The organism is Rhodanobacter koreensis, assembly GCF_054782855.1.
On sequence record NZ_BAAGRR010000001.1, the window covers coordinates 1 to 18,579 of the forward strand.

At 63.6% G+C, this 18,579-nt stretch carries 14 protein-coding genes, 4 tRNA genes, 1 other RNA gene and 1 pseudogene; 6 read left to right on the forward strand and 14 right to left on the reverse strand.

The annotated features are described in order from the left end of the window. The 6 genes from ACYVKM_RS00005 to ACYVKM_RS00030 form a co-directional block, all read right to left on the reverse strand. Positions 1-104, reverse strand: a 104-nt coding sequence (locus ACYVKM_RS00005) for a GTP-binding protein (protein WP_082559638.1), incomplete at its 3' end; no start/stop codon positions are given. Between the two features lie 80 nt (positions 105-184). Then, positions 185-260 (reverse strand) — tRNA-Thr (locus tag ACYVKM_RS00010). Positions 261-380: 120 nt separating this feature from the next. Further along, positions 381-454 (reverse strand) — tRNA-Gly (locus tag ACYVKM_RS00015). Positions 455-472: 18 nt separating this feature from the next. Next, a non-coding RNA gene (locus ACYVKM_RS00020) (RtT sRNA) lies at positions 473-615 on the reverse strand. A gap of 38 nt (positions 616-653) precedes the next feature. Further along, positions 654-739: transfer RNA gene (locus ACYVKM_RS00025), tRNA-Tyr, on the reverse strand. A gap of 104 nt (positions 740-843) precedes the next feature. Then, a complete protein-coding gene (locus ACYVKM_RS00030; protein WP_460874945.1) occupies positions 844-1,332 on the reverse strand; it encodes an acyl-CoA thioesterase in 489 nt (162 codons plus the stop codon). 163 nt (positions 1,333-1,495) lie between these two features. Between ACYVKM_RS00030 and ACYVKM_RS00035 the strand changes: the two genes are divergently transcribed. Continuing rightward, entirely contained in the window at positions 1,496-3,784 is a 2,289-nt protein-coding gene (locus ACYVKM_RS00035; protein ID WP_460874946.1) for a SpoIIE family protein phosphatase, read from the forward strand. Then, the gene (locus ACYVKM_RS00040; protein ID WP_460876459.1) at positions 3,778-4,170 is read left to right on the forward strand and encodes an STAS domain-containing protein; all 393 of its coding nucleotides are present in this window, start codon (positions 3,778-3,780) and stop codon (positions 4,168-4,170) included. Before ACYVKM_RS00035 ends, ACYVKM_RS00040 begins: the two co-directional genes overlap by 7 nt. 18 nt (positions 4,171-4,188) lie before the next feature. Here the strand turns inward: ACYVKM_RS00040 and ACYVKM_RS00045 are convergent, their stop codons facing one another. Beyond that, positions 4,189-5,202 (reverse strand): isoaspartyl peptidase/L-asparaginase family protein, encoded by a 1,014-nt coding sequence (locus ACYVKM_RS00045; RefSeq protein ID WP_460876461.1) that lies wholly within the window; start codon positions 5,200-5,202, stop codon positions 4,189-4,191. Positions 5,203-5,379: 177 nt separating this feature from the next. After that, positions 5,380-6,186: pseudogene (locus tag ACYVKM_RS00050) on the reverse strand (cyanophycinase); the annotation flags it as partial. Between the two features lie 255 nt (positions 6,187-6,441). Here ACYVKM_RS00050 and ACYVKM_RS00055 point away from each other — a divergent pair. From ACYVKM_RS00055 to ACYVKM_RS00070, 4 genes are all read left to right on the forward strand, one after another. Further along, the gene (locus tag ACYVKM_RS00055) at positions 6,442-6,972 is read left to right on the forward strand and encodes an RNA polymerase sigma factor (protein WP_460874947.1); all 531 of its coding nucleotides are present in this window, start codon (positions 6,442-6,444) and stop codon (positions 6,970-6,972) included. Next, positions 6,950-8,065, forward strand: coding sequence for a FecR family protein (locus ACYVKM_RS00060; protein WP_460874948.1), 1,116 nt, complete (start codon positions 6,950-6,952; stop codon positions 8,063-8,065). The genes ACYVKM_RS00055 and ACYVKM_RS00060 overlap by 23 nt, the downstream gene beginning before the upstream one ends. Before the next feature lie 133 nt (positions 8,066-8,198). Further along, positions 8,199-11,294: a TonB-dependent receptor domain-containing protein gene (locus ACYVKM_RS00065; RefSeq protein ID WP_460874949.1), complete on the forward strand. Its 3,096-nt coding sequence runs from the start codon at positions 8,199-8,201 to the stop codon at positions 11,292-11,294. A gap of 94 nt (positions 11,295-11,388) precedes the next feature. Then, entirely contained in the window at positions 11,389-13,359 is a 1,971-nt protein-coding gene (locus tag ACYVKM_RS00070; RefSeq protein WP_460874950.1) for a S9 family peptidase, read from the forward strand. 36 nt (positions 13,360-13,395) lie between these two features. Here the strand turns inward: ACYVKM_RS00070 and ychF are convergent, their stop codons facing one another. The 6 genes from ychF to ispE form a co-directional block, all read right to left on the reverse strand. After that, positions 13,396-14,484, reverse strand: coding sequence for a redox-regulated ATPase YchF (gene ychF, locus ACYVKM_RS00075; RefSeq protein ID WP_460874951.1), 1,089 nt, complete (start codon positions 14,482-14,484; stop codon positions 13,396-13,398). 85 nt (positions 14,485-14,569) lie between these two features. Next, entirely contained in the window at positions 14,570-15,163 is a 594-nt protein-coding gene (gene pth, locus ACYVKM_RS00080) for an aminoacyl-tRNA hydrolase (RefSeq protein WP_460874952.1), read from the reverse strand. A gap of 54 nt (positions 15,164-15,217) precedes the next feature. Further along, the gene (locus ACYVKM_RS00085) at positions 15,218-15,889 is read right to left on the reverse strand and encodes a 50S ribosomal protein L25/general stress protein Ctc (RefSeq protein WP_460874953.1); all 672 of its coding nucleotides are present in this window, start codon (positions 15,887-15,889) and stop codon (positions 15,218-15,220) included. A gap of 146 nt (positions 15,890-16,035) precedes the next feature. After that, entirely contained in the window at positions 16,036-16,977 is a 942-nt protein-coding gene (locus tag ACYVKM_RS00090) for a ribose-phosphate diphosphokinase (protein ID WP_460876463.1), read from the reverse strand. A 51-nt stretch (positions 16,978-17,028) separates the two neighbouring features. Then, a tRNA-Gln gene (locus tag ACYVKM_RS00095) sits at positions 17,029-17,105 on the reverse strand. Between the two features lie 89 nt (positions 17,106-17,194). Continuing rightward, entirely contained in the window at positions 17,195-18,571 is a 1,377-nt protein-coding gene (gene ispE / locus ACYVKM_RS00100) for a 4-(cytidine 5'-diphospho)-2-C-methyl-D-erythritol kinase (RefSeq protein WP_460874954.1), read from the reverse strand. Positions 18,572-18,579 lie beyond the last annotated feature (8 nt).

The window sequence follows — 18,579 nt, forward strand, 5'->3', positions numbered from 1 at the left end:
ACCTTCGTCAGCGCCGCCGTCAGCGTCGTCTTGCCGTGATCCACGTGACCAATCGTGCCGACGTTGACGTGCGGCTTGGTGCGTTCGAATTTACCCTTTGCCATGCGCGCTAAACCCCGATGGAGTCAATGAATTGAAAGGAACCCGCCCTTTTCGGGGCTGGCCGTGACCGGCCGTAACGAAATGGTGCTCATAACAGGAATCGAACCTGTGACCTCTTCCTTACCAAGGAAGTGCTCTACCGACTGAGCTACATGAGCAAAGTTTTAGCCATCCTCCATGATGGCAAAGAACAAACCAGCATCCATGCTGGACAATTCAAAAGCGTCGATCTATGCAGCAGTTGCTTCGATCAACAGCACCTGACACTTGCAGCGCAATGGAGCGGAAGGCGGGAATCGAACCCGCGTAATCAGTTTGGAAAACTGATGTTCTACCATTGAACTACTCCCGCCCTGCGCGGAACTCTTGCTGGTGGAGGGAGGTGGATTACTCCGGGCATCCTGCCCTCCGCCCCTCCGGGGCCGCGCCGCTTTCGCGTCGCGTTCAAAATCGCTCCCTGCGATTTTGTCGAACCACATCGGCGGATCTCATCCACCTCCATGGCCCTGCATGTCAGATCTCCGAAACTTGACTACCGACGGCACTCAAGCTGGTGGAGGGAGGTGGATTCGAACCACCGAAGGCGTAAGCCAGCAGATTTACAGTCTGCCCCCGTTGGCCGCTTGGGTATCCCTCCAACAAAGAACGCGTATTGTGTGGATCAGGCCCCAAACTGTCAACACCTTGGGGGGCCAAATCCGCATGTAAACGGCAACTAATGGTGGATTTACCGCATCAGCTTCAGCCCACCGATGCGGCGCGCAGGTCAACCAGCTTCTCCATTCCCTTGGACAGCTCCAGCAGCTGCCTTGCCTGTGCCTGCAGTTGGCGCTCGCTGTCGTTGCGCGGCTCCCAATGCGGCACCGGAGTGGGCTTGCCATCCGGGCGGTCCAGCGCCACGAACACCATCACACAACTGGTGGCCAGCCGGTGCTCGTCCTTGCGCAGGTCACGCGCCAGCACGTCGACCGCCATGTGCATGCTGCTGGTGCCGGTATGGATCAGCCGCGCGCGCACCGTGACCAGGTCGCCGATCAGGATGGGGGCCACGAACTGGATGCCGCTGACCGAAGCGGTGACGCAATATGCCCCGCTCCAGCCCACCGCACAGGCATAACCCGCCTGGTCGATCCACTTCATCACCATGCCGCCATGCACCTTGCCACCGAAATTGACATCGGTTGGCTCGGCAAGAAAGCGGAACGTCACTTCACTCTGCTGACCTGGCATCAGTCTGCTGCCGTCTGGGGACAAGGTCCGGGAGCATGATTATGCCTCGACCTACAGCCACACCCCAGTCACCACACACCGCCTTGCGGCCGACATCGCTTCATGGCTAGATGCAGGACAGGATGGGGGAAGCCGCATGGTCTTGCGCAGCATTGCATCGCGAATGGCGCTATGGGTCCTCACTGGCTCGACCGTTGTGCTCGCTGCCGTTGGCATCCTGTTGCTCAGCCTTACCCGTACGCAGATCTTGCAGCATACCCATCACGAAGCCGCCGCCCTGGCTGCCGGTGCCGGTAGCGAGATCCAGGCCCGGATCGACCGCGTCGCCACCTCGGCACAGATGCTCGCGACGATCATTGCCACGCGCCAGGAAAGTGCCGAGCCGCTCTTGCGCGACACCTTGCAGGCCAATCACGACATGGACGGACTGGCTGCCGTCTTCAGACCCTCGCCTGACCCGCTCGACGCTCGCCCTTACTCGCCCTTCGTGAGCCGACTGGACAACGGGACGTTGGCCAGTCGCGACCTGTCCAGCGATGCCAAGCCTTATTGGAACAGCAACTGGTTCCTGGGTGGTCTGAGCTGTTCGGCTGGCTGCTGGCAGCGTCCGTTCTTGTCATTGTCACGGCAGCGGCAGTTGATCAACTACTCGGTCGCCATCAACCGTGAGGGGCACCCTGTCGGCATCATCAACGCCGACGTCACGCTCGACTGGCTGCACCAGATCCTCGGACACCTGGACAAGCCGGAAGGCGCCTATGCCTTCGTGCTGGACAGTGACGGCGACTACCTGGCGCACGACAATCCCGCCCTGGTGGGCAAGCGTGGCACGCCGGCGCTGCTCGACGTGCTGGCCAGCGACCGGGCCGAATCGGTACGCCTGTCGGCATCGCAGAACCCGCGGGTGCACGGCGCGGTATGGGTCTATTCCGCACCGATCGAAGGCACCCATTGGCGACTCGGACTGGTGATACCGGAGGTCCGGATCTACGCCAGCGTACGACGCATTTTCCTGTGGGGTCTTGCGCTCGGCATGCTGGCGCTGCTGGGCGTGGCCCTGATCACCTTGCTGACCGTCCGCCGCACCATGGCACCGCTGGGCGTGCTGGCCGACCGTGCCGAGCATGTCGCCCGCGGCGAACTGGATTTCGAGCTGCCGTCGACCAGTCGCCATGACGAAGTGGGACGTCTCACCCAGTCGTTCGACCAGATGCGCCACGAACTCGCGCTGCATCTGCAGGACCTCGCGCGGGTGGCACGGGAAAAACAGCGGCTGGCCAGTGAGCTGGAAATCGCCCACCAGATCCAGGTCGGCCTGCTGCCGAGCGAGCACTACCTCGACGCCGTCTGCGCCAACTTCGAACTGCACGCGGCGCTGCGCCCGGCACGGGCGGTCGGCGGTGACCTCTACAGCTACTTCATGCTCGACCCGCAACGCTTCTTCGTGATGGTCGGCGACGTCTCCGACAAGGGCATCCCGGCCGCCCTGTTCATGGCACAGACCATTACCCTGGCCAAGGCGCTGGCGCCTCGCGCACAGACTCCACAGCATCTCCTGCGGCTGCTCAATCTTGAACTTTGCCGGGGCAACGACAGTTGCATGTTCGTCACCCTGCTGTGCGGCTTGCTCGACACGAACAGCGGCGACCTGGTGCTGGCCAGCGCCGGGCACGAACCCCCTGTCCTGTGTGGCCATGGCGCGCCACGGCTGCTGGATTTCGCTACCGGTGCCGTGCTGGGGCTTTACGAGGATTCGGACTATCCGGAACATCTTCAGCGTCTGCGCCAGGGCGAGACCCTGCTGATGTATACCGACGGCATCACCGAAGCCAGCGACCATCAGCAGCAGATGTACGGCATCGAACGCACCGTGGCATGCCTTGCACAGGTGCCCGCAGCCGCCCCCACCGCGGGCTATATCGAACGGCTGCTGGGTGATGTTGATCGCTTCGTGGCCGGCGCCGCACAGGCCGATGACATCACCCTGCTGGCGCTGACCTGGCATGGCGCCGCGCAGTCGCATACCGAGGTATGCATCGCCAGCCGGCTGGAGGATGTATTCGCCGGGCTGGATCGCTGCGAGCACCTGCTGCAGGAAGCCGACGTCACATTCTCGTTGCGCTGCGACGTGCGTCTGGTATTGGAGGAACTCCTGGTCAACACGGTCGAGTACGGCTATCCCGACGGTCGTTCTGGCCAGATCCGCGTCCTGCTGCATCCCGGGCCGGATACCGTCACGGTCGAGTTGATCGATGACGGCATTGCCTTCGACCCGCTGCAGTCCGCCCTTCCGAGCCTCCCGGGCGACCTTGCCGATCGCGAGCAGATCGGCGGCCTCGGCATTCACCTCGCACGCTCCGTGACCAGCGAAATGCGCTATACACGGAACGCGCATGGCAACCACCTGCTGCTTCGCTTCATCCACCCGAACCAGGACGGATCTTCATCATGACGCTCAGTCTGCACAGTGAATTCCCGGCACCCGATCGTGTCATCGTGCAAGTCGGCGGTCGTCTCGACGCGATGACCTTCGGCGAACTCGACGAGGCCATGCCGGCCCTGCTCCGGCGGCTCGACGATGGCGGTACCGTGGTGATCGACCTGGCCGGACTCGAATATGTCAGCAGCGCCGGGCTGCGCAGTTTTGCCAAGATCCGCAAGAGCATGCGTGCCCGCGGCGGCCACACCTTGCTGCTGAACCCGCAGCCGCAGGTGCGCAAGGTGTTCGACATCGTCAAGGCGGTACCGGTGAGCGAGGTTTTCACCAGCACGCAGGAGCTCGACGCCTACCTGGACCGCATGCAGCGCCAGATCATCGAAGGCGACAGCGACGCCTGAGCAGCCTGGCTCCTGCCGTCAGCGCGACGCCGGTGGCAGCACCAGCGGATCACTGCTGTAGATCGCCACATGCGGCACGCCGTCGGCACCGATCCAGCCGCGGTACATGCCCTCGGTGTTGAACGGCATCGACACGCTGCCGTCGGCGCCCAGGATGATCGCCCCGCCATCGCCGCCCATCTGCGGAATCTCGTCGTTGATCACCGCCTTGCCGGCCCGCTCCGCGGATTCGTTCAACTCGGTCATGCGCAGGCAGATCTCGCGGGCCGCGGAAACGCGAATGTAATACTCGCCCCAACCCGTGCCGGATACCGCGCAGGCAGCGTTGGCGTAGGTACCCGCGCCGATGATCGGTGAATCGCCCACGCGGCCGTATCGCTTGTCGGTCATGCCACCGGTCGAGGTGCCGGCAGCCAGACGGCCTTCGTCGTCACGGGCAAGCGCACCGACCGTGCCGAAGTGCTTGAGCGCCAGCAGCCGTTCGGTCAGCGATATGCCGGCCGCATCGTCCTTCAACGCCTTCTGCAACTCCTGCCAGCGTCGGTCGGTGCGGAAGTACGACGGATCGACCAGCTTGAATCCCTGTTCCGTGGCGAAAGTCTCCGCGCCGTCGCCAACCATCATCACGTGCGGCGAATGATCCATCACCGCACGCGCCAGCAGGATCGGATTCCTGACCCGATGCACTCCCGCCACCGCACCGGCGGCCAGCGTCGAACCGTCCATGATCGAGGCATCCAGCTCGTTCTTGCCGTCATGGGTGAACACGGCGCCCCTGCCGGCGTTGAACAGCGGATCGTCTTCCAGCACGGTGATCGCCGCAGTCACCGCATCGGTCGCAGTCTTGCCGGCCTTCAGCTCGGCGTAGCCCCTGCGCAAGGCCAGTTCCAGCGCCGCACGCGCGCCGGCTTCGATCTGCGGTGTCATGCTTGCGCGTTCCACGCCCGCGCCACCATGAATCACCAGCAGCGGTGCGTGTTCGCCGTGCAGGGTCAGCTCGCCGTCGCGGACATCGGCGATCGCCTCGAACACCGGACGGCTGACCTTGAAATCCTTCAGGTCGATACGGCTTTGCGTACCCACGCCGGTGACATGCGTGCCGCGGTAGTCGAGCGGCTTGCCGGCCTCGATCCGATCAGGCGCACCCTTCGGCTGCACCAGCCAGGCGAACCCGTTGTCGATGGTGAAGAGCCGGCCGATGCCGTCGCCGTCGACGCACAGCGCCGCATCCTGGTCCACACCCAGACCGACGAGATCGGCGTGCCCGGCATGCCGCAGGTTGGCGACGAACGAGATCAGTCGCCCCAACCGGTCGCGCTTGTGGAAGTGCGTGTCGGTGACCACGTGCTGCATGTTCGGCAGGTGCATGAAATCGCCGACGAGAGTCATCGCCTTGCCAAGCGGATCGTGCATCGCCTCCTTCGAGGTGATGCTGCCGCCATCCATCGCTCCATAGGCGTAGGCGCCGAGGATGGCCAGTCCGGCGCTGGTGCCGCCGATCGGCTTGCCGTGCGCCACGTGCTCGTTCAGCACCACGTTCAGCGGCGTGCCTTTCCAGAAGTTCACGTAGTTGGACTGGTCGCCGCCGGCGATGAAGATGCCGTCGGCATGCCGCACGATGTCCAGCACCTTCGGATCACTGGCTGCTTCGCGATTGTGGAAAACGAGGGTCTGCACCGAAGCCACACCGCCGACCTCGGTGTAGAGCTCCTTCTGCATGTCGTCTTCGCCGGAGGCGCGGAGGATCACGAAATGACCGTGCCCACCCATCGCCGCGAACCAGGCGAATGCCTTGTGCGGCCACTTGCCCCCACCCATCAACATCAGGGCCGCCTCGGTGTGCCCTGGCGTCGGCGTTTTCAGATCGCCGATCTGGTAGTACTCGTAGCCCTGACGGACCGCTGCAGGATCCGGCGACACCGCTGCCGCTGCGCTGCAGGCCATCAGCAGACACAGGGAAAGCACCAGCGAAAAGCCGGTGCGGAAAAAGCGCTGCGAATGGCTGGGCGAAGTCATCGGTCAATGGTCCGTCGGGAGGAAGGCGAGTGGTTTTTCAAACGATGGCGCAACGCGAGCGATCGCGCGCAATGCATTGGTCGGGACGAACGAGCGACACATATCCCCCACCCGATGCACGTATCGCATGCCATCTGACCGGACCGGTGTCATAACGCTGTCATTGGCGCGTGGATTGGCGTTACTGTCGGCGGCGTGGACGACTCACTCGACAACTGGTTCATACGCGAAATCCTTGTGCACGAGCGCGCGCTGATGCGCTATCTGCTGCGCAGCTGGTACCGACGCGACGAAATTCACGACCTGCGCCAGGACATCTACGTGCGCGTCTACGAGGCCGCTGCGAAAGCGCGCCCGGCGATGCCAAAATCTTTCATGTTCACCACCGCGCGTCACCTGATGACCGACCGGCTGCGTCGCGCGCGCGTCGTCTCGATTGATGCCGTGGGTGATTTGGACGCGCTGAACGTCTTGGTAGATGAGATTTCACCGGAGCGCCGGTTGAGCGGGCGGCAGGAGCTGAAACAGCTGACCGACGCTTTCGACCGTCTGCCCGATCGCTGCCGCGAAGTGGTGTGGCTGCGCCGGGTCGAGGAACTACCGCAAAAGGAAGTGGCGCTGCGCATGGGCATCGGCGAGAAGACGGTCGAAAAGCAGATCGCCAAGGGCATGCGGTTGATCGCGGAATACTTTTACGGCGGTGGCCACACGCAGCACTGTTCGCGGCAACGCGTGGCAGCGGATGCCGAGCATGGAGATGGTCATGGCCAGCAGCAGGCAGATTGAACTGATCGCCTCCGCGTGGCTGGCCAGGCGCGACGGGGACAAGTGGTCCGCGCACGACCAGCTGCAGCTGGACGCGTGGCTGCGGGAATCCACCGCACACCGCGTGGCGTATCTGCGCCTGGACGCCGCGTGGCGTCAAAGCAATCGCCTGAAGGCACTCGGCGCCGGCATGCCTGCGGGCAGCGTGCCCGAGCGTGGAGTATGGGGACTGACCTCGCTTCCCGAATCGCGCGCGACACGATCCGAATCCGGAAGCGACGGTGAACCGTCCGCCCCGGCGAGAGTCGCTGCGGCGCATCGCTCCGGTGCTTCGCCACGCGCTGCTCACACGTTGCCGAAGAGCCGGCCGCGCCGACGACTGCTTCGCTACGCCACGGCCGGCTTCGCACTGATCGTACTGGCATCGCTGGCATTGGGCTGGCGGCACTACGCGGCAGTGGACCAGGCGTCGTATCGCACGGCCATCGGCGGTCTGCAGGATGTGCCGTTGCCTGACGGTTCGGTGATCACGCTGAGCAGCGACAGCCGCGTCCTGGTCACGCTTTCCCGCAATGAGCGCCACATCGACCTGCAGCAGGGCGAGGCGTTCTTCAAGGTCGCCAAGGATCCCAACCGTCCGTTCGTGGTCAGCGCCGGTGACCGCCGCGCGATCGCCGTCGGCACGCGCTACGACGTTCGCCGCGACGCGGCCGATCTGCGCGTCATCGTGACTCAGGGCGTGGTGCGCCTGGAGTCGGACAACGGGCCGGGCGGTCGCCGCTTGCCGACCACCCTGTTGCCGGCAGGCAGCATCGCGCTGGCCAGCGATGCCGGCGTGGTGGTGAGTTCGGGTTCGGTGCAGCAGGCTGAGGAATTCCTCAGCTGGCGCAGCGGCTTCCTCTCCTTCCACGACACGCCACTGGCTTCGGCCGCTGCGGAATTCAACCGCTACAACACCCGCAAGATCGTCATCGGCGACGCCTCGATCGGCGCCCTGCGGATCGGCGGCAATTTCCGCTGGTCCAATGCCGAGACGTTCGTACGGCTGCTGGAGCTGGGTTTCCCGGTACGCGCCGTGCACAGCAGGGACACCATCGTGCTGAAGAGCCGCTAGCGAACCTCGGACTTCACCGGCGACTTCGGAGCGTTGCGCGAACGAAGATAGTAACGGGCGGGATTTGCATCGCACGTTCGTCACGCTAATCAATCGGCGCCATCGTGCGCGCCGCCCTGGGGAGAGGGTGACCATGATCCGTTCGTTCCGCACCACCGTGCTTGCCTTGGCCTGCTCGCTATCCGTCGCTGCTTACGCGCAGACCAACGCTGTCCGGCCCGTCAGCATTCCCGCCGGGGATCTCGTCACGGCGCTCGACAGTCTGGCCCGGCAGTCCGGTGCACAGTTCATCTATCAGGCGGATCAATTGCGTGGCCTGCACACGCGCGGAGTCAGCGGCTCGCTGTCCACCGACGATGCGCTGAAGCGCCTGCTGGCCGGCAGCGGATTCGTGGTGCACCACGACGCGTCCGGCGCCATGGTCATCGTCAAGGGCAGCGACCCGCGCACGCCGCCGCCGGCACCTCGCCCGACGCGCGCTGCAGCACCCGCTACCGGTGCCAATCCCCAGGCCGCGACGAAGCTCCAGGCGGTCGTGGTCACGGGTTCGCGCATTCCACGCACGGAGATCGAGGGTCCGTCGCCAGTGACGATCATCGCCGCGCAGGACATCCACGACCGCGGCTTCGCCACCGTACCCGACATCATGAGTTCGCTCACCCAGAACCTCGGCGCACTCGACAACAACCAGAGCACCGACGGTTTCTCGCCAGGTGCGCAGGCGGTCGATCTGCGTGGCCTCGGCCCCAACCACACGCTGGTGCTGGTGAACGGGCGGCGCATCGCCGACTATCCGCAGGCCTATGGCGGCAACAGCAACTTCACCGATATTTCCAATCTGCCAACCTCGCTGATTGATCGCGTGGAGGTCCTCAGCGGCAGCGCCTCGGCGATCTACGGTTCCGACGCGATGTCGGGCGTGATCAACTTCATCCTGAAGAAGAAGGCCGATGGCACCACCATCGACTATCGCGTCGGCGATACACAGCACGGCGGTGGCAGTTCGCAACGGCTGCAGATCACCAGCGGTTATTCGTCCGGCAAGTTCGATTCGGTATTCGGCCTGGAACTCTACGAGGCCCAACCGATCTGGGATTACCAGCGCAGCTTCACCGACTCGCGCCTGGACAGCCCGGCCGATCGTTCCGATCTCGTGGCCGGCCAGGCCTTCGTTCGACAGGACGTCAACGGCAATTACATCGACCCGGGCAAGGCCACCTGCGACAGCCTGTCCCATCTGGATCAGGGCTCGATCTTCTACGCCTCGCGCAACGGGTATGCGCCCGACAACAACGGCGGTCCCGGCTACTACTGCGGGACCTACAAGGACGTCGGCTACGGCACGCTGGAGAACGGACGCAAGTCCGCCAACTTCTTCGGCTCGGCCACGTACCACTTCACCGACCACCTGGATCTGTTCCTCGATGTGCTGGCCGGCACCTCGCACCAGGACAGCTACAACACACCGCTGAAATGGGAGAACTGCGAAAAACTCAACGGCGACTGCGCCAACACGCCGTTCTACAACGCGGCCACCGGTCAGATCGAGCAGTGGCAACGCAACTATTTCACCATCGAGGAAAACGGCGGCCAGGGGCCGGGCGAAATCCGCAACATCAACAACACGCTGTCGCTGACCACCGGCCTGAAAGGCACCTTCGGCAGTGACGACCAATGGAATTACGAGGGCTCGTTCGGCCATTCGCAGAACCAGCTCAAAAGCAAATGGCCGGCACTGATCGCGGCCAAGGCGCAGGCACTGTATCTGGGCCCCTCGCTGGGCGTGGATCCGGACAGCGGTTATCAGATCTACAACGCGCCACCGAGCCGCCTTTACACGCCATTGACCGTGGCGCAGTTCCGCTCGATCACCCAGGACTCGATCGACACTGACAAGAGCCGTTCGGAAGACTGGTCTTTCACGGTCAGCAACACCGAGCTGTTTCGTCTGCCGGCGGGGCCGGTCGGTTTTGCCGGCGTGGCCGAATACGGCAACCAGTATTTCGGCTTGAAGCCCGATCCACTCTCGCTTGACGGCAGCTATTACGGTCTGCACAACGCTGTGGCGGTCGGTTCGCGCGACCATTCCGGTCTCGGCGTGGAATTCAGCGTGCCGGTATTCTCGCAGTTGCTGGTCACCGCAGCGGGCCGCTACGACAAATACGAGTACGGCTCCAACTCGTCGGGCAAAGGGACCTATGCGCTGGGCTTCGAGTATCGCCCGTTCAAGACGTTGTTGCTGCGCGGCTCGCTGGCCACCGGCTTTCGCGCGCCGGATCTTTCGTATCTCTATGCCGGCGACAGCGGCTCCAGCTCCAGCGGCACCGACTATTACCTGTGCCGTCGCGACGAACCCGGAAGCGGCCCCGACTACAACAACAACTGCACCAACGGCAATGTCGACTTCAACGGCCGCAGCCACGGCAGCACCACGCTGAAGGACGAAACCAGCAAATCCTTCACCTATGGCTTCGTGTACTCGCCGATCCCCAACCTGGACTTCAGCGCCGACTACTACAACATCAAGATCAACAACGAGGTCGAATACCAGGACAGTGACATGATCCTGCGCGAGGAGGCGGATTGCCGCCTGGGCGTGAACGTCAACGGCGCCCCGGTGGATGGCAATTCGTCGCTCTGCAAGCAGGTCGAGAGCCAGGTCGTGCGTAATTCACCGACCGCCGCTTTCAACCCGAGCGGCATCACTTCGGTAATCGTGCTGCCGATCAACGCCGCGATAGATCACACATCGGGCGTCGATTTTGACTCACACTACCGCCTGAGCACCGACCGCTTCGGCCGTTTCGATTTCAGCGTCGGCGCCACCTACGTGATCATGCACCGGACGCAGCTCTCGCCCGATTCGCCGGTCGACAACGAAATGACCGATCTCTACTACTACCTGATCCCGCGCACCAAGGCCAACGCGTCGGTGACCTGGACCTACCACGATTTCAGAGCCACGCTGTATGGCTCGCGCCTGGGTGGCATACCGAACTACGACGGTACGCTGCGCCTTGCTCCGACCTTCAACTACAACCTGACCCTCGGCTACAACATCACCAAGAACTTCAACGTATCGATGGTCGTCGACAACCTGTTCGACGCCAAGCCACGGCGCGACCCTACCTGGACCAGCTACCCGTACTACTACATTCCCTGGAACAACCCGATCGGCCGCGCCTTCTTCCTCGAGGCGAACATGAAGCTGGGTAGCCATAGTGAGTGAAGCGGAACTTGCACGAGATGGCCTTGAACGGCACCTCGCACAGCGACCAGCCACGCGATCCGCACGACATGTTTTGCTCTGGATGGTCTTTGCCATGGCGTATCCCGCAGGAGCGGTGGCAACGGCGCCGGTTTTCCAGCTAAGCGACCTGCAGAAGATCGTGGCCCTCCACGATCCGCAGATTTCCCCGGACGGGAAACAGATCGCCGTCGTCGTCTCCACGCCAAACTGGAAAACCGACAAAGCCAGCAACGAGATCGACCTGGTCGATGTCGCGCACGGCGCACGCCGCACGCTCATCAAGAATCGCGAAAGCCTGTCCTCCCCGCGCTGGTCGCCGGACGGTACGCGGCTGGCATTTTTCGCCAAGGATCCGAAGACCAAGCAGACCCAGATCTTCGTGATGTCGATGAATGGCGGCGGCACGCAGCGCGCGACCGACAATAAGCAGGGCGTGGATGACTACGCGTGGAGTCCGGACAGCAAACGCTTCGCCTTCATCGCGCAGGATCCGCCGCTCGACGCGGACGCCATCAAGGCGCACAACAAGGTGTTTCAGGTCACCAACGGTCATTTTCTGCTGACCAAGAACGTGGCGCCCTGGCACTTGTGGGTGGTGCCGGCCGCAGGCGGCAGAGCGATGCAGCTGACCAAAGGTGATTTCAGTCTCGGCACCGATCAGGGCGGCACCACCGCGCCGGCCTGGAGCCCCGACGGCAAGCGCATCGCCTTCACCAGGATTCCGGGCGTGCATTGGGCGTCGGGGTTTCGCTCCGTCATCGCCGAAGTGGATGTCGCAAGCGGTGATATTCGGACGCTGGTTTCCGCGCAGGGCTCGGACCATCCCGAATTTTCTCCGGTGGGCAACGCCTATGCGTTCTCGCGGCCGCGCAATGGCGACCAGAACAACGGCGACGCGGTGTACGTGAATCTCGACGGCAAGACCGACGATGCGACCGCGACGCTGGCGCGGCATTTCACTACTTACCGGTGGATGCCGGACGGCCGCGTGCTGATTGCCGCCGGCGGGCTTGGAACGCATACGGTGCTGTGGGAGCAACCGCTGTCGGGCCAAGCCCGGCTGCTCGATCTCGGTGAGGTGGAAGCAAACGACGGCCTCGGCACGACGACCAGCAACGACACCACCAGCATGAGTGTCTCCAGCACCGGCGCCATCGCTTTCATCGGCACCACCGCCAATCACCCCAGCGAGTTGTACGTGCTGGATTCGGTGAATGCCAAGCCGCGCCGGCTCAGCAACGTCAATGCTTTTATCGACAGCCTGGACCTGGGCCGCACGGAATCCATCGAATGGAATGGACCGGACGGCTTTCACGAGGATGGCGTACTCGTCTACCCCGTCGGTTATCAGCCGGGCCGCAAATATCCGCTGGTGCTGGTGATTCACGGCGGCCCCACGATCGCCACCAACGCTGGTTTCCAGCGGCTGGCGCAACTGCTGGCGGCCAAGGGTTTCCTGGTATTCCAACCGAACTATCGCGGCAGCCCGAATCTGGGTGACGCCTATCAGCACGGCATTTATCGCAACACCGGCGACGGCCCAGGCAAGGATGTCATGGCAGGGCTCGCCGCGGTGGAGAAACTCGGCATGGTGGACGAGAGCCGCATCGGCGTGTCCGGCTGGTCATATGGTGGCTACATGACCGCGTGGCTCACCAGTCATTACGATGTGTGGAAAGCTGCCGTCGCGGGTGCCCCGGTCACCGACTGGCTGATGGACAACAGCATCTCCTATTACCAGGAGGGCGACGCCTATCTGTTCGGCTCATCGCCGTGGACGGACGAGGGCTGGGACATATGGCGCGCGCAGTCGCCGATCACCTATGTGCGCAACGTCAAGGCACCGACCCTGATCCTGGGCGACGTGATGGATACGAACGTGCCGATCGTGAATGCCGAGGAGTGGTATCACGGGCTGCGCGACAACGGCGTCGCCGTCGAGTTCTACGCCTACCCTGAAACATCGCACTTGCCGCACGACATCGTGCAGGTCAGCGACGTCTATCGCCGCTGGGTGGGCTGGATGGAGAAATACCTCAAGTAACGGCCGCGGAACCGGAACCCGCGGCGCGACGACTCTTCAGACGTTGAAGCGGAAGTGCAGCACGTCGCCTTCCTTGACCAGATAGTCCTTGCCTTCCAGCCGCAGGCGGCCGGCTTCCTTGGCACCGCCCTCACCCTTGTACTTGATGAAATCGTCGAACGCGACCGTCTCGGCGCGGATGAAGCCGCGCTCGAAGTCGGTGTGGATCACCCCGGCCGCCTGCGGTGCTGTGGAACCGCCCTTCACCTGCCAGGCGCGTACTTCCTTCTCGCCGGCAGTGAAGTACGTCTGCAGACCGAGCAGCTTGTAGCCGGCGCGAATCACCCGGTTCAGGCCCGGCTCGTCCAGGCCCATGTCCTTCAGGAATTCGTCGCGATCGGCATCTTCCAGCTGCGCCATTTCCTCCTCGATCGCCGCACACACCGGCACGACTTCCGCACCTTCGGTGGTCGCGCGCGCGCGTACCGCATCGAGCAGCGGATTGTTCTCGAAGCCGTCGTCGCTGACGTTGGCGATGTACATCAGAGGTTTCAGCGTGAGCAGGAACATATCGCGCACCAGCGCCTTCTCTTCGGCATCGAGGCCGATCGAGCGCGCGGAGCGGCCGTCGTTGAGCGCAGCGAACAGTTTCTGCAGCACCGGCTTCTTCGCCAGCGCCTCCTTGTCGTTGGCCTTGGCGGCGCGCTCGACCTTGTTCAGCGCCTTCTCCACCGATTCGAGATCGGCCAGCGCCAGCTCGGTGTCGATCGTCTCGATGTCGGAGATCGGGTCGACCTTGCCGGCGACGTGGATCACGTCGCCCTCGAAACAGCGCACCACATGCGCAATCGCGTCGACCTCGCGGATGTGCGCGAGAAACTTGTTGCCGAGGCCTTCGCCCTTCGACGCACCGGCAACGAGGCCGGCGATGTCGACGAATTCCATCGTGGTCGGGATGATCTTCTGCGGCTTGACGATCTCCGACAGCTGGTTCAGCCGCGGATCGGGCACCGGCACGATGCCGACGTTCGGCTCGATCGTGCAGAACGGAAAGTTCGCTGCCGCGATACCCGCCTTCGTCAGCGCGTTGAACAGGGTGGACTTGCCGACGTTAGGCAGGCCAACGATGCCGCATTTGATGCCCATGATGATTCCGGTTGGGAAACGGTAGACGCAAGGCGGATCGAAGGTTCCGGCTTGCGTCTCGCGTCTGCTGCTCAAAAAGGTGGAATTACTTGCGTCCGGTGTCTGCCGGTGTATGCAACTGCTGCATGGCTTTCTCGAACTGGCCATCGACCGCGAGCGGCAGCACGTCCAGCGCACGGGCAATGCCGTCGAGGATCGCATCCTCGTCCTGCACCGATGGCCGGCCCAGCACCCACGGCGTGACCTGGTCGCGATGGCCGGGATGACCGATGCCCACGCGCAGGCGATGGAACTTGCCGTGACCCAGATGCTCCATGAGGTCGCGCAGGCCGTTCTGGCCGCCATGGCCGCCGTCGAACTTCATGCGCACGGTGCCGGTGGGCAGATCCAGATCGTCATGCGCAACCAGACACTGTTCCGGCTCGATCTTGTAATAACGCAGCGCCGAGATCACGGCGATGCCGCTCTTGTTCATGAAGGTGGACGGTTTGAGCAGCCAGACCGGCTCGCCCCCGATGCGCACCCTGCAGGTTTCGCCGTGCAGCTTGCCGTCGAAACCGAAACGCTCGCCTTGTCCACTGGCCAGGGCGTCAACAAACCAGAACCCGGCGTTGTGCCGGGTTCGGAGATATTCGGCACCGGGATTGCCCAGCCCGACGATGAGTCGCAAACCAGCCATGCGGACCAGCAGCCGTGACGACCCGCGCCCCGGTGGAGCGCGGGTCGACGCAGCTTACTTCTTGTCGTCCTTCTTGGCCGGTGCAGCGGGGGCAGCAGCCGCTGCCGGAGCAGCCTCACCCTCGGCAGGAGCTTCGTCGACTTCTTCCTGCACGGTATTCGCCGTGACCACGGCGATATCGTGGCTCTCGCCCAGGTGCAGCGCGACGATCTCGACATTCGCCGGCAGCTTCAGCTCCGACAGGTGAACGATGTCGCCCGGATTCAGCCCGCCCAGGTCCAGTTCGATGAACTCGGGCAGATCCTTCGGCAGGCAGGAGATTTCCACTTCGGTCAGATTGTGCGAAATCACCACGCCGGAGGTCTTGCCGGCGTTCGACTTCTCCTGGTTCAGGAAGTGCAGCGGCACGCTGACGCGGATCGCCTCGTTCTCGTTCACGCGCAGGAAGTCCATGTGCATCATCAACTGCTTGAACGGATGCTTCTGCCAGTCGCGCACCAGCACCTTCTGCACGTTGCCGTCGACGTTCAGGTCGAGCACCGAGGAGAAGAACCACTCGTGCTTGGCGGCGAGCAGGATGGTGTTGTGCTCGATCTGGATGCTCTGCGGAGCCTGACCGGCGCCGTAGACAACGGCAGGCACGAAGCTCGCATGACGCAGGCGGCGGCTCGCACCTTTCCCCTCGTCCTTGCGGCTCTGTGCCTTGATTTCATGAGTCTTGATCATTTCAGTACTGCCTTAAGTTGGTAGTAACCGCTTCGCAGCGGTCGAATGACTTTCCCGCGACCAGAAAAGTCCGTTACTTCCACGCGGCATCCATGCCGCGAAAAGCTGAACATCAAAACCGCCCGTCCTGGGCGGCCTTTCAAACCTCAATCCACGTACAGCGAACTCACCGATTCGCCGAAGGCGATCCGGCGGATGGTTTCCGCCAGCAGCTCGGCGACGGAGAGCTGGCGAATTTTCGCACAGGCCAACGCTTCCGGCCGCAACGGCAAGGTGTTGGTGACCACCAGCTGGTCGAGCTGGGAGCCTTCGATATTGCTGATCGCCGCGCCCGACAACACCGGGTGCACGCAGTAGGCGACCACCTTGCGCGCGCCGCGTTCCTTCAGCGCCGCCGCCGCCGCACACAACGTACCGGCGGTGTCGACGATGTCGTCGACCATCACGCAGGTCTTGCCGTCCACGTCACCGATGATGTTCATCACGGTGGACACGTTCGCCCGCGGCCGGCGCTTGTCGATGATCGCCAGATCGGCGTCATCCAACCGCTTGGCGATCGCCCGCGCACGCACCACGCCACCCACGTCCGGACTCACCACGATCAGGTCGTCCATGCTGTGATTGCGCCAGATGTCGGCCAGCAGCACCGGCGAGGCGTACACGTTGTCCACCGGCAGATCGAAGAAACCCTGGATCTGGTCGGCATGCAGGTCGACCGTCAGCACCCGGTCGACGCCCGCGGCGCCGATCATCCTGGCAGCCAGCTTGGCGGTGATCGGCACGCGCGCCGAACGCGGACGACGATCCTGACGGGCATAGCCGAAGTACGGGATCACCGCCGTGACGCTGGCCGCCGAGGCGCGCCTGAGTGCGTCGGTCAGGGCCAGCAGCTCGAACAGGTTGACCGCACTCGGCGCGCCGGTCGGCTGCAGCACGAAAACTTCCTGCCTGCGGACGTTTTCCTCGATCTCGATCTGTACTTCGCCGTCGCTGAACGTGCCGACCAGCGCCTTGCCGAGCGGCACGCCCAGGCGGTGGGCGACATCCTCGGCCAGGGCGCGATGGGCGTTACCGGTAAACAGCATCATCGGGGTGGACGTGTCCACGGTTGTTTCCTCGAATCCAACGACCATCATGAGTGGCTGGGGCGGCAGGATTCGAACCTGCGAATGCGGGAATCAAAATCCCGTGCCTTAACCAGCTTGGCGACGCCCCAGTATCTTGTTCGCTTGTACGTGTATCTGCCGACCGCTGCCATGTAACCAGCAGCTGTCGTTTTTCAGTATGCCGTCCGTATTGCCCGATTCATGCCGTGTGGCGCGCCAGTGCGTCCTGCAAGGGTGAAACATCGACACCCGCGGCGGTCCATGCCGTGAATGCGGTCGGACATTGTGCGGCTATCGCCACTGCCCGATCGAATGATTTCGCTTCCAGAAACACGCAGCCACCGCTGCCGGACAACCGCGCCTCACCGAACCGGCCCAACCAGTCCAGCGCAGCGGCCACCCGCGGATGCCGCGCGCGCACTACAGGTGCAAAGGCGTTTTCCGTCGTTTCGCCGGAAGCAAAGGATGAAATTGTCGCCCGCGGCGCATTTCGTGTCAATTCAGGGGCTTGAAAAAGCGCAGCGGTAGGTACTGCCTCGTGGGGATCAAGCACCACGTAATGGCGCCGCGGCAGACCCATCGGCGTGAGCTGCTCGCCGATACCCTCAGCCCAGGCCGAGCGACCACGCACGAACACCGGCACATCGGCACCCAGCTGGCGCCCGAGTTCGGCCAGCACATCCTCGGCCAGATTCAGCTGCCACAGCCAGTTCAGTGCCACCAGCACGGTCGCCGCATCGGAACTGCCACCGCCGAGGCCACCACCCATCGGGATGCGTTTTTCCGCTTCGATCTCGGCACCGGCTGCGACACCCGTTTGCGCCTGCAACAGGCGCGCCGCCCGCACCACCAGGTCGCTGGATTCGGGCACACCGGGCACATCGCGCGTACGCCTGATTTCACCGTCGTCGCGTATGCGCAAACGGATCTCGTCACCCCAGTCGAGCAGGCGGAAAACGGTCTGCAGCTCGTGATAGCCGTCCGGCCGTCGCCCGATGATGCGCAGGAACAGGTTCAGCTTCGCCGGTGCCGGCCACACCGTCCATTCGCCACGGGTCGGCGGCGACAGCGGTCGGCTCATGAACACCCGCAGGTCGTCGGGAAAACCATTCTCGCGGTCGCGCTGACGTGCAAACGCAAACATCGGCTCGTTCTTGTCGACCACCGCAAAGCCATGCCGTGCGTAGAACGGCGCATTCCACGGCACCTCCGCCAACGTGCCCAGGTCGACGCGCCGGTAACCGGCTGCTCGCGCCCAGCTGCAGGCATGTTCCAGCAGCGCGGCGCCGATGCCGCGCCGGCCGTACTCCGGCAACACGTCGATCTCGGCAATGCCGATGCCACCGTCGCCTACATCGGTATCAAGCCATACGAAACCGACCGGCATGCGTGTCGCGTCCAGTGCCAGCCAGACCAGTCCCCGGCTGATCGCCCGTTGCAGCAACTCCGGCGGAATCGATACCGCGGCGTAGGACGCCCATGCCGGATGACCGCGAAACAGCTGCACCGCGGCTCGCTCGATCGCACACACCGCCTCGGCTTGGGCCGGGTGCGCACGTTCAATGGAAAACGTCATGGGCCCGG

Coding starts and splice junctions, on each gene's coding strand:
- ACYVKM_RS00030 (WP_460874945.1), bottom strand. CDS start 1,332: ATGCCAGGTCAGCAGAGTGAAGTGACGTTCCGCTTTCTTGCCGAGCCA.
- ACYVKM_RS00035 (WP_460874946.1), top strand. CDS start 1,496: ATGGCGCTATGGGTCCTCACTGGCTCGACCGTTGTGCTCGCTGCCGTT.
- ACYVKM_RS00055 (WP_460874947.1), top strand. CDS start 6,442: ATGCGCTATCTGCTGCGCAGCTGGTACCGACGCGACGAAATTCACGAC.
- ACYVKM_RS00060 (WP_460874948.1), top strand. CDS start 6,950: ATGGCCAGCAGCAGGCAGATTGAACTGATCGCCTCCGCGTGGCTGGCC.
- ACYVKM_RS00065 (WP_460874949.1), top strand. CDS start 8,199: ATGATCCGTTCGTTCCGCACCACCGTGCTTGCCTTGGCCTGCTCGCTA.
- ACYVKM_RS00070 (WP_460874950.1), top strand. CDS start 11,389: ATGGCGTATCCCGCAGGAGCGGTGGCAACGGCGCCGGTTTTCCAGCTA.
- ychF (WP_460874951.1), bottom strand. CDS start 14,484: ATGGGCATCAAATGCGGCATCGTTGGCCTGCCTAACGTCGGCAAGTCC.
- pth (WP_460874952.1), bottom strand. CDS start 15,163: ATGGCTGGTTTGCGACTCATCGTCGGGCTGGGCAATCCCGGTGCCGAA.
- ACYVKM_RS00085 (WP_460874953.1), bottom strand. CDS start 15,889: ATGATCAAGACTCATGAAATCAAGGCACAGAGCCGCAAGGACGAGGGG.
- ACYVKM_RS00090 (WP_460876463.1), bottom strand. CDS start 16,977: ATGATGCTGTTTACCGGTAACGCCCATCGCGCCCTGGCCGAGGATGTC.
- ispE (WP_460874954.1), bottom strand. CDS start 18,571: ATGACGTTTTCCATTGAACGTGCGCACCCGGCCCAAGCCGAGGCGGTG.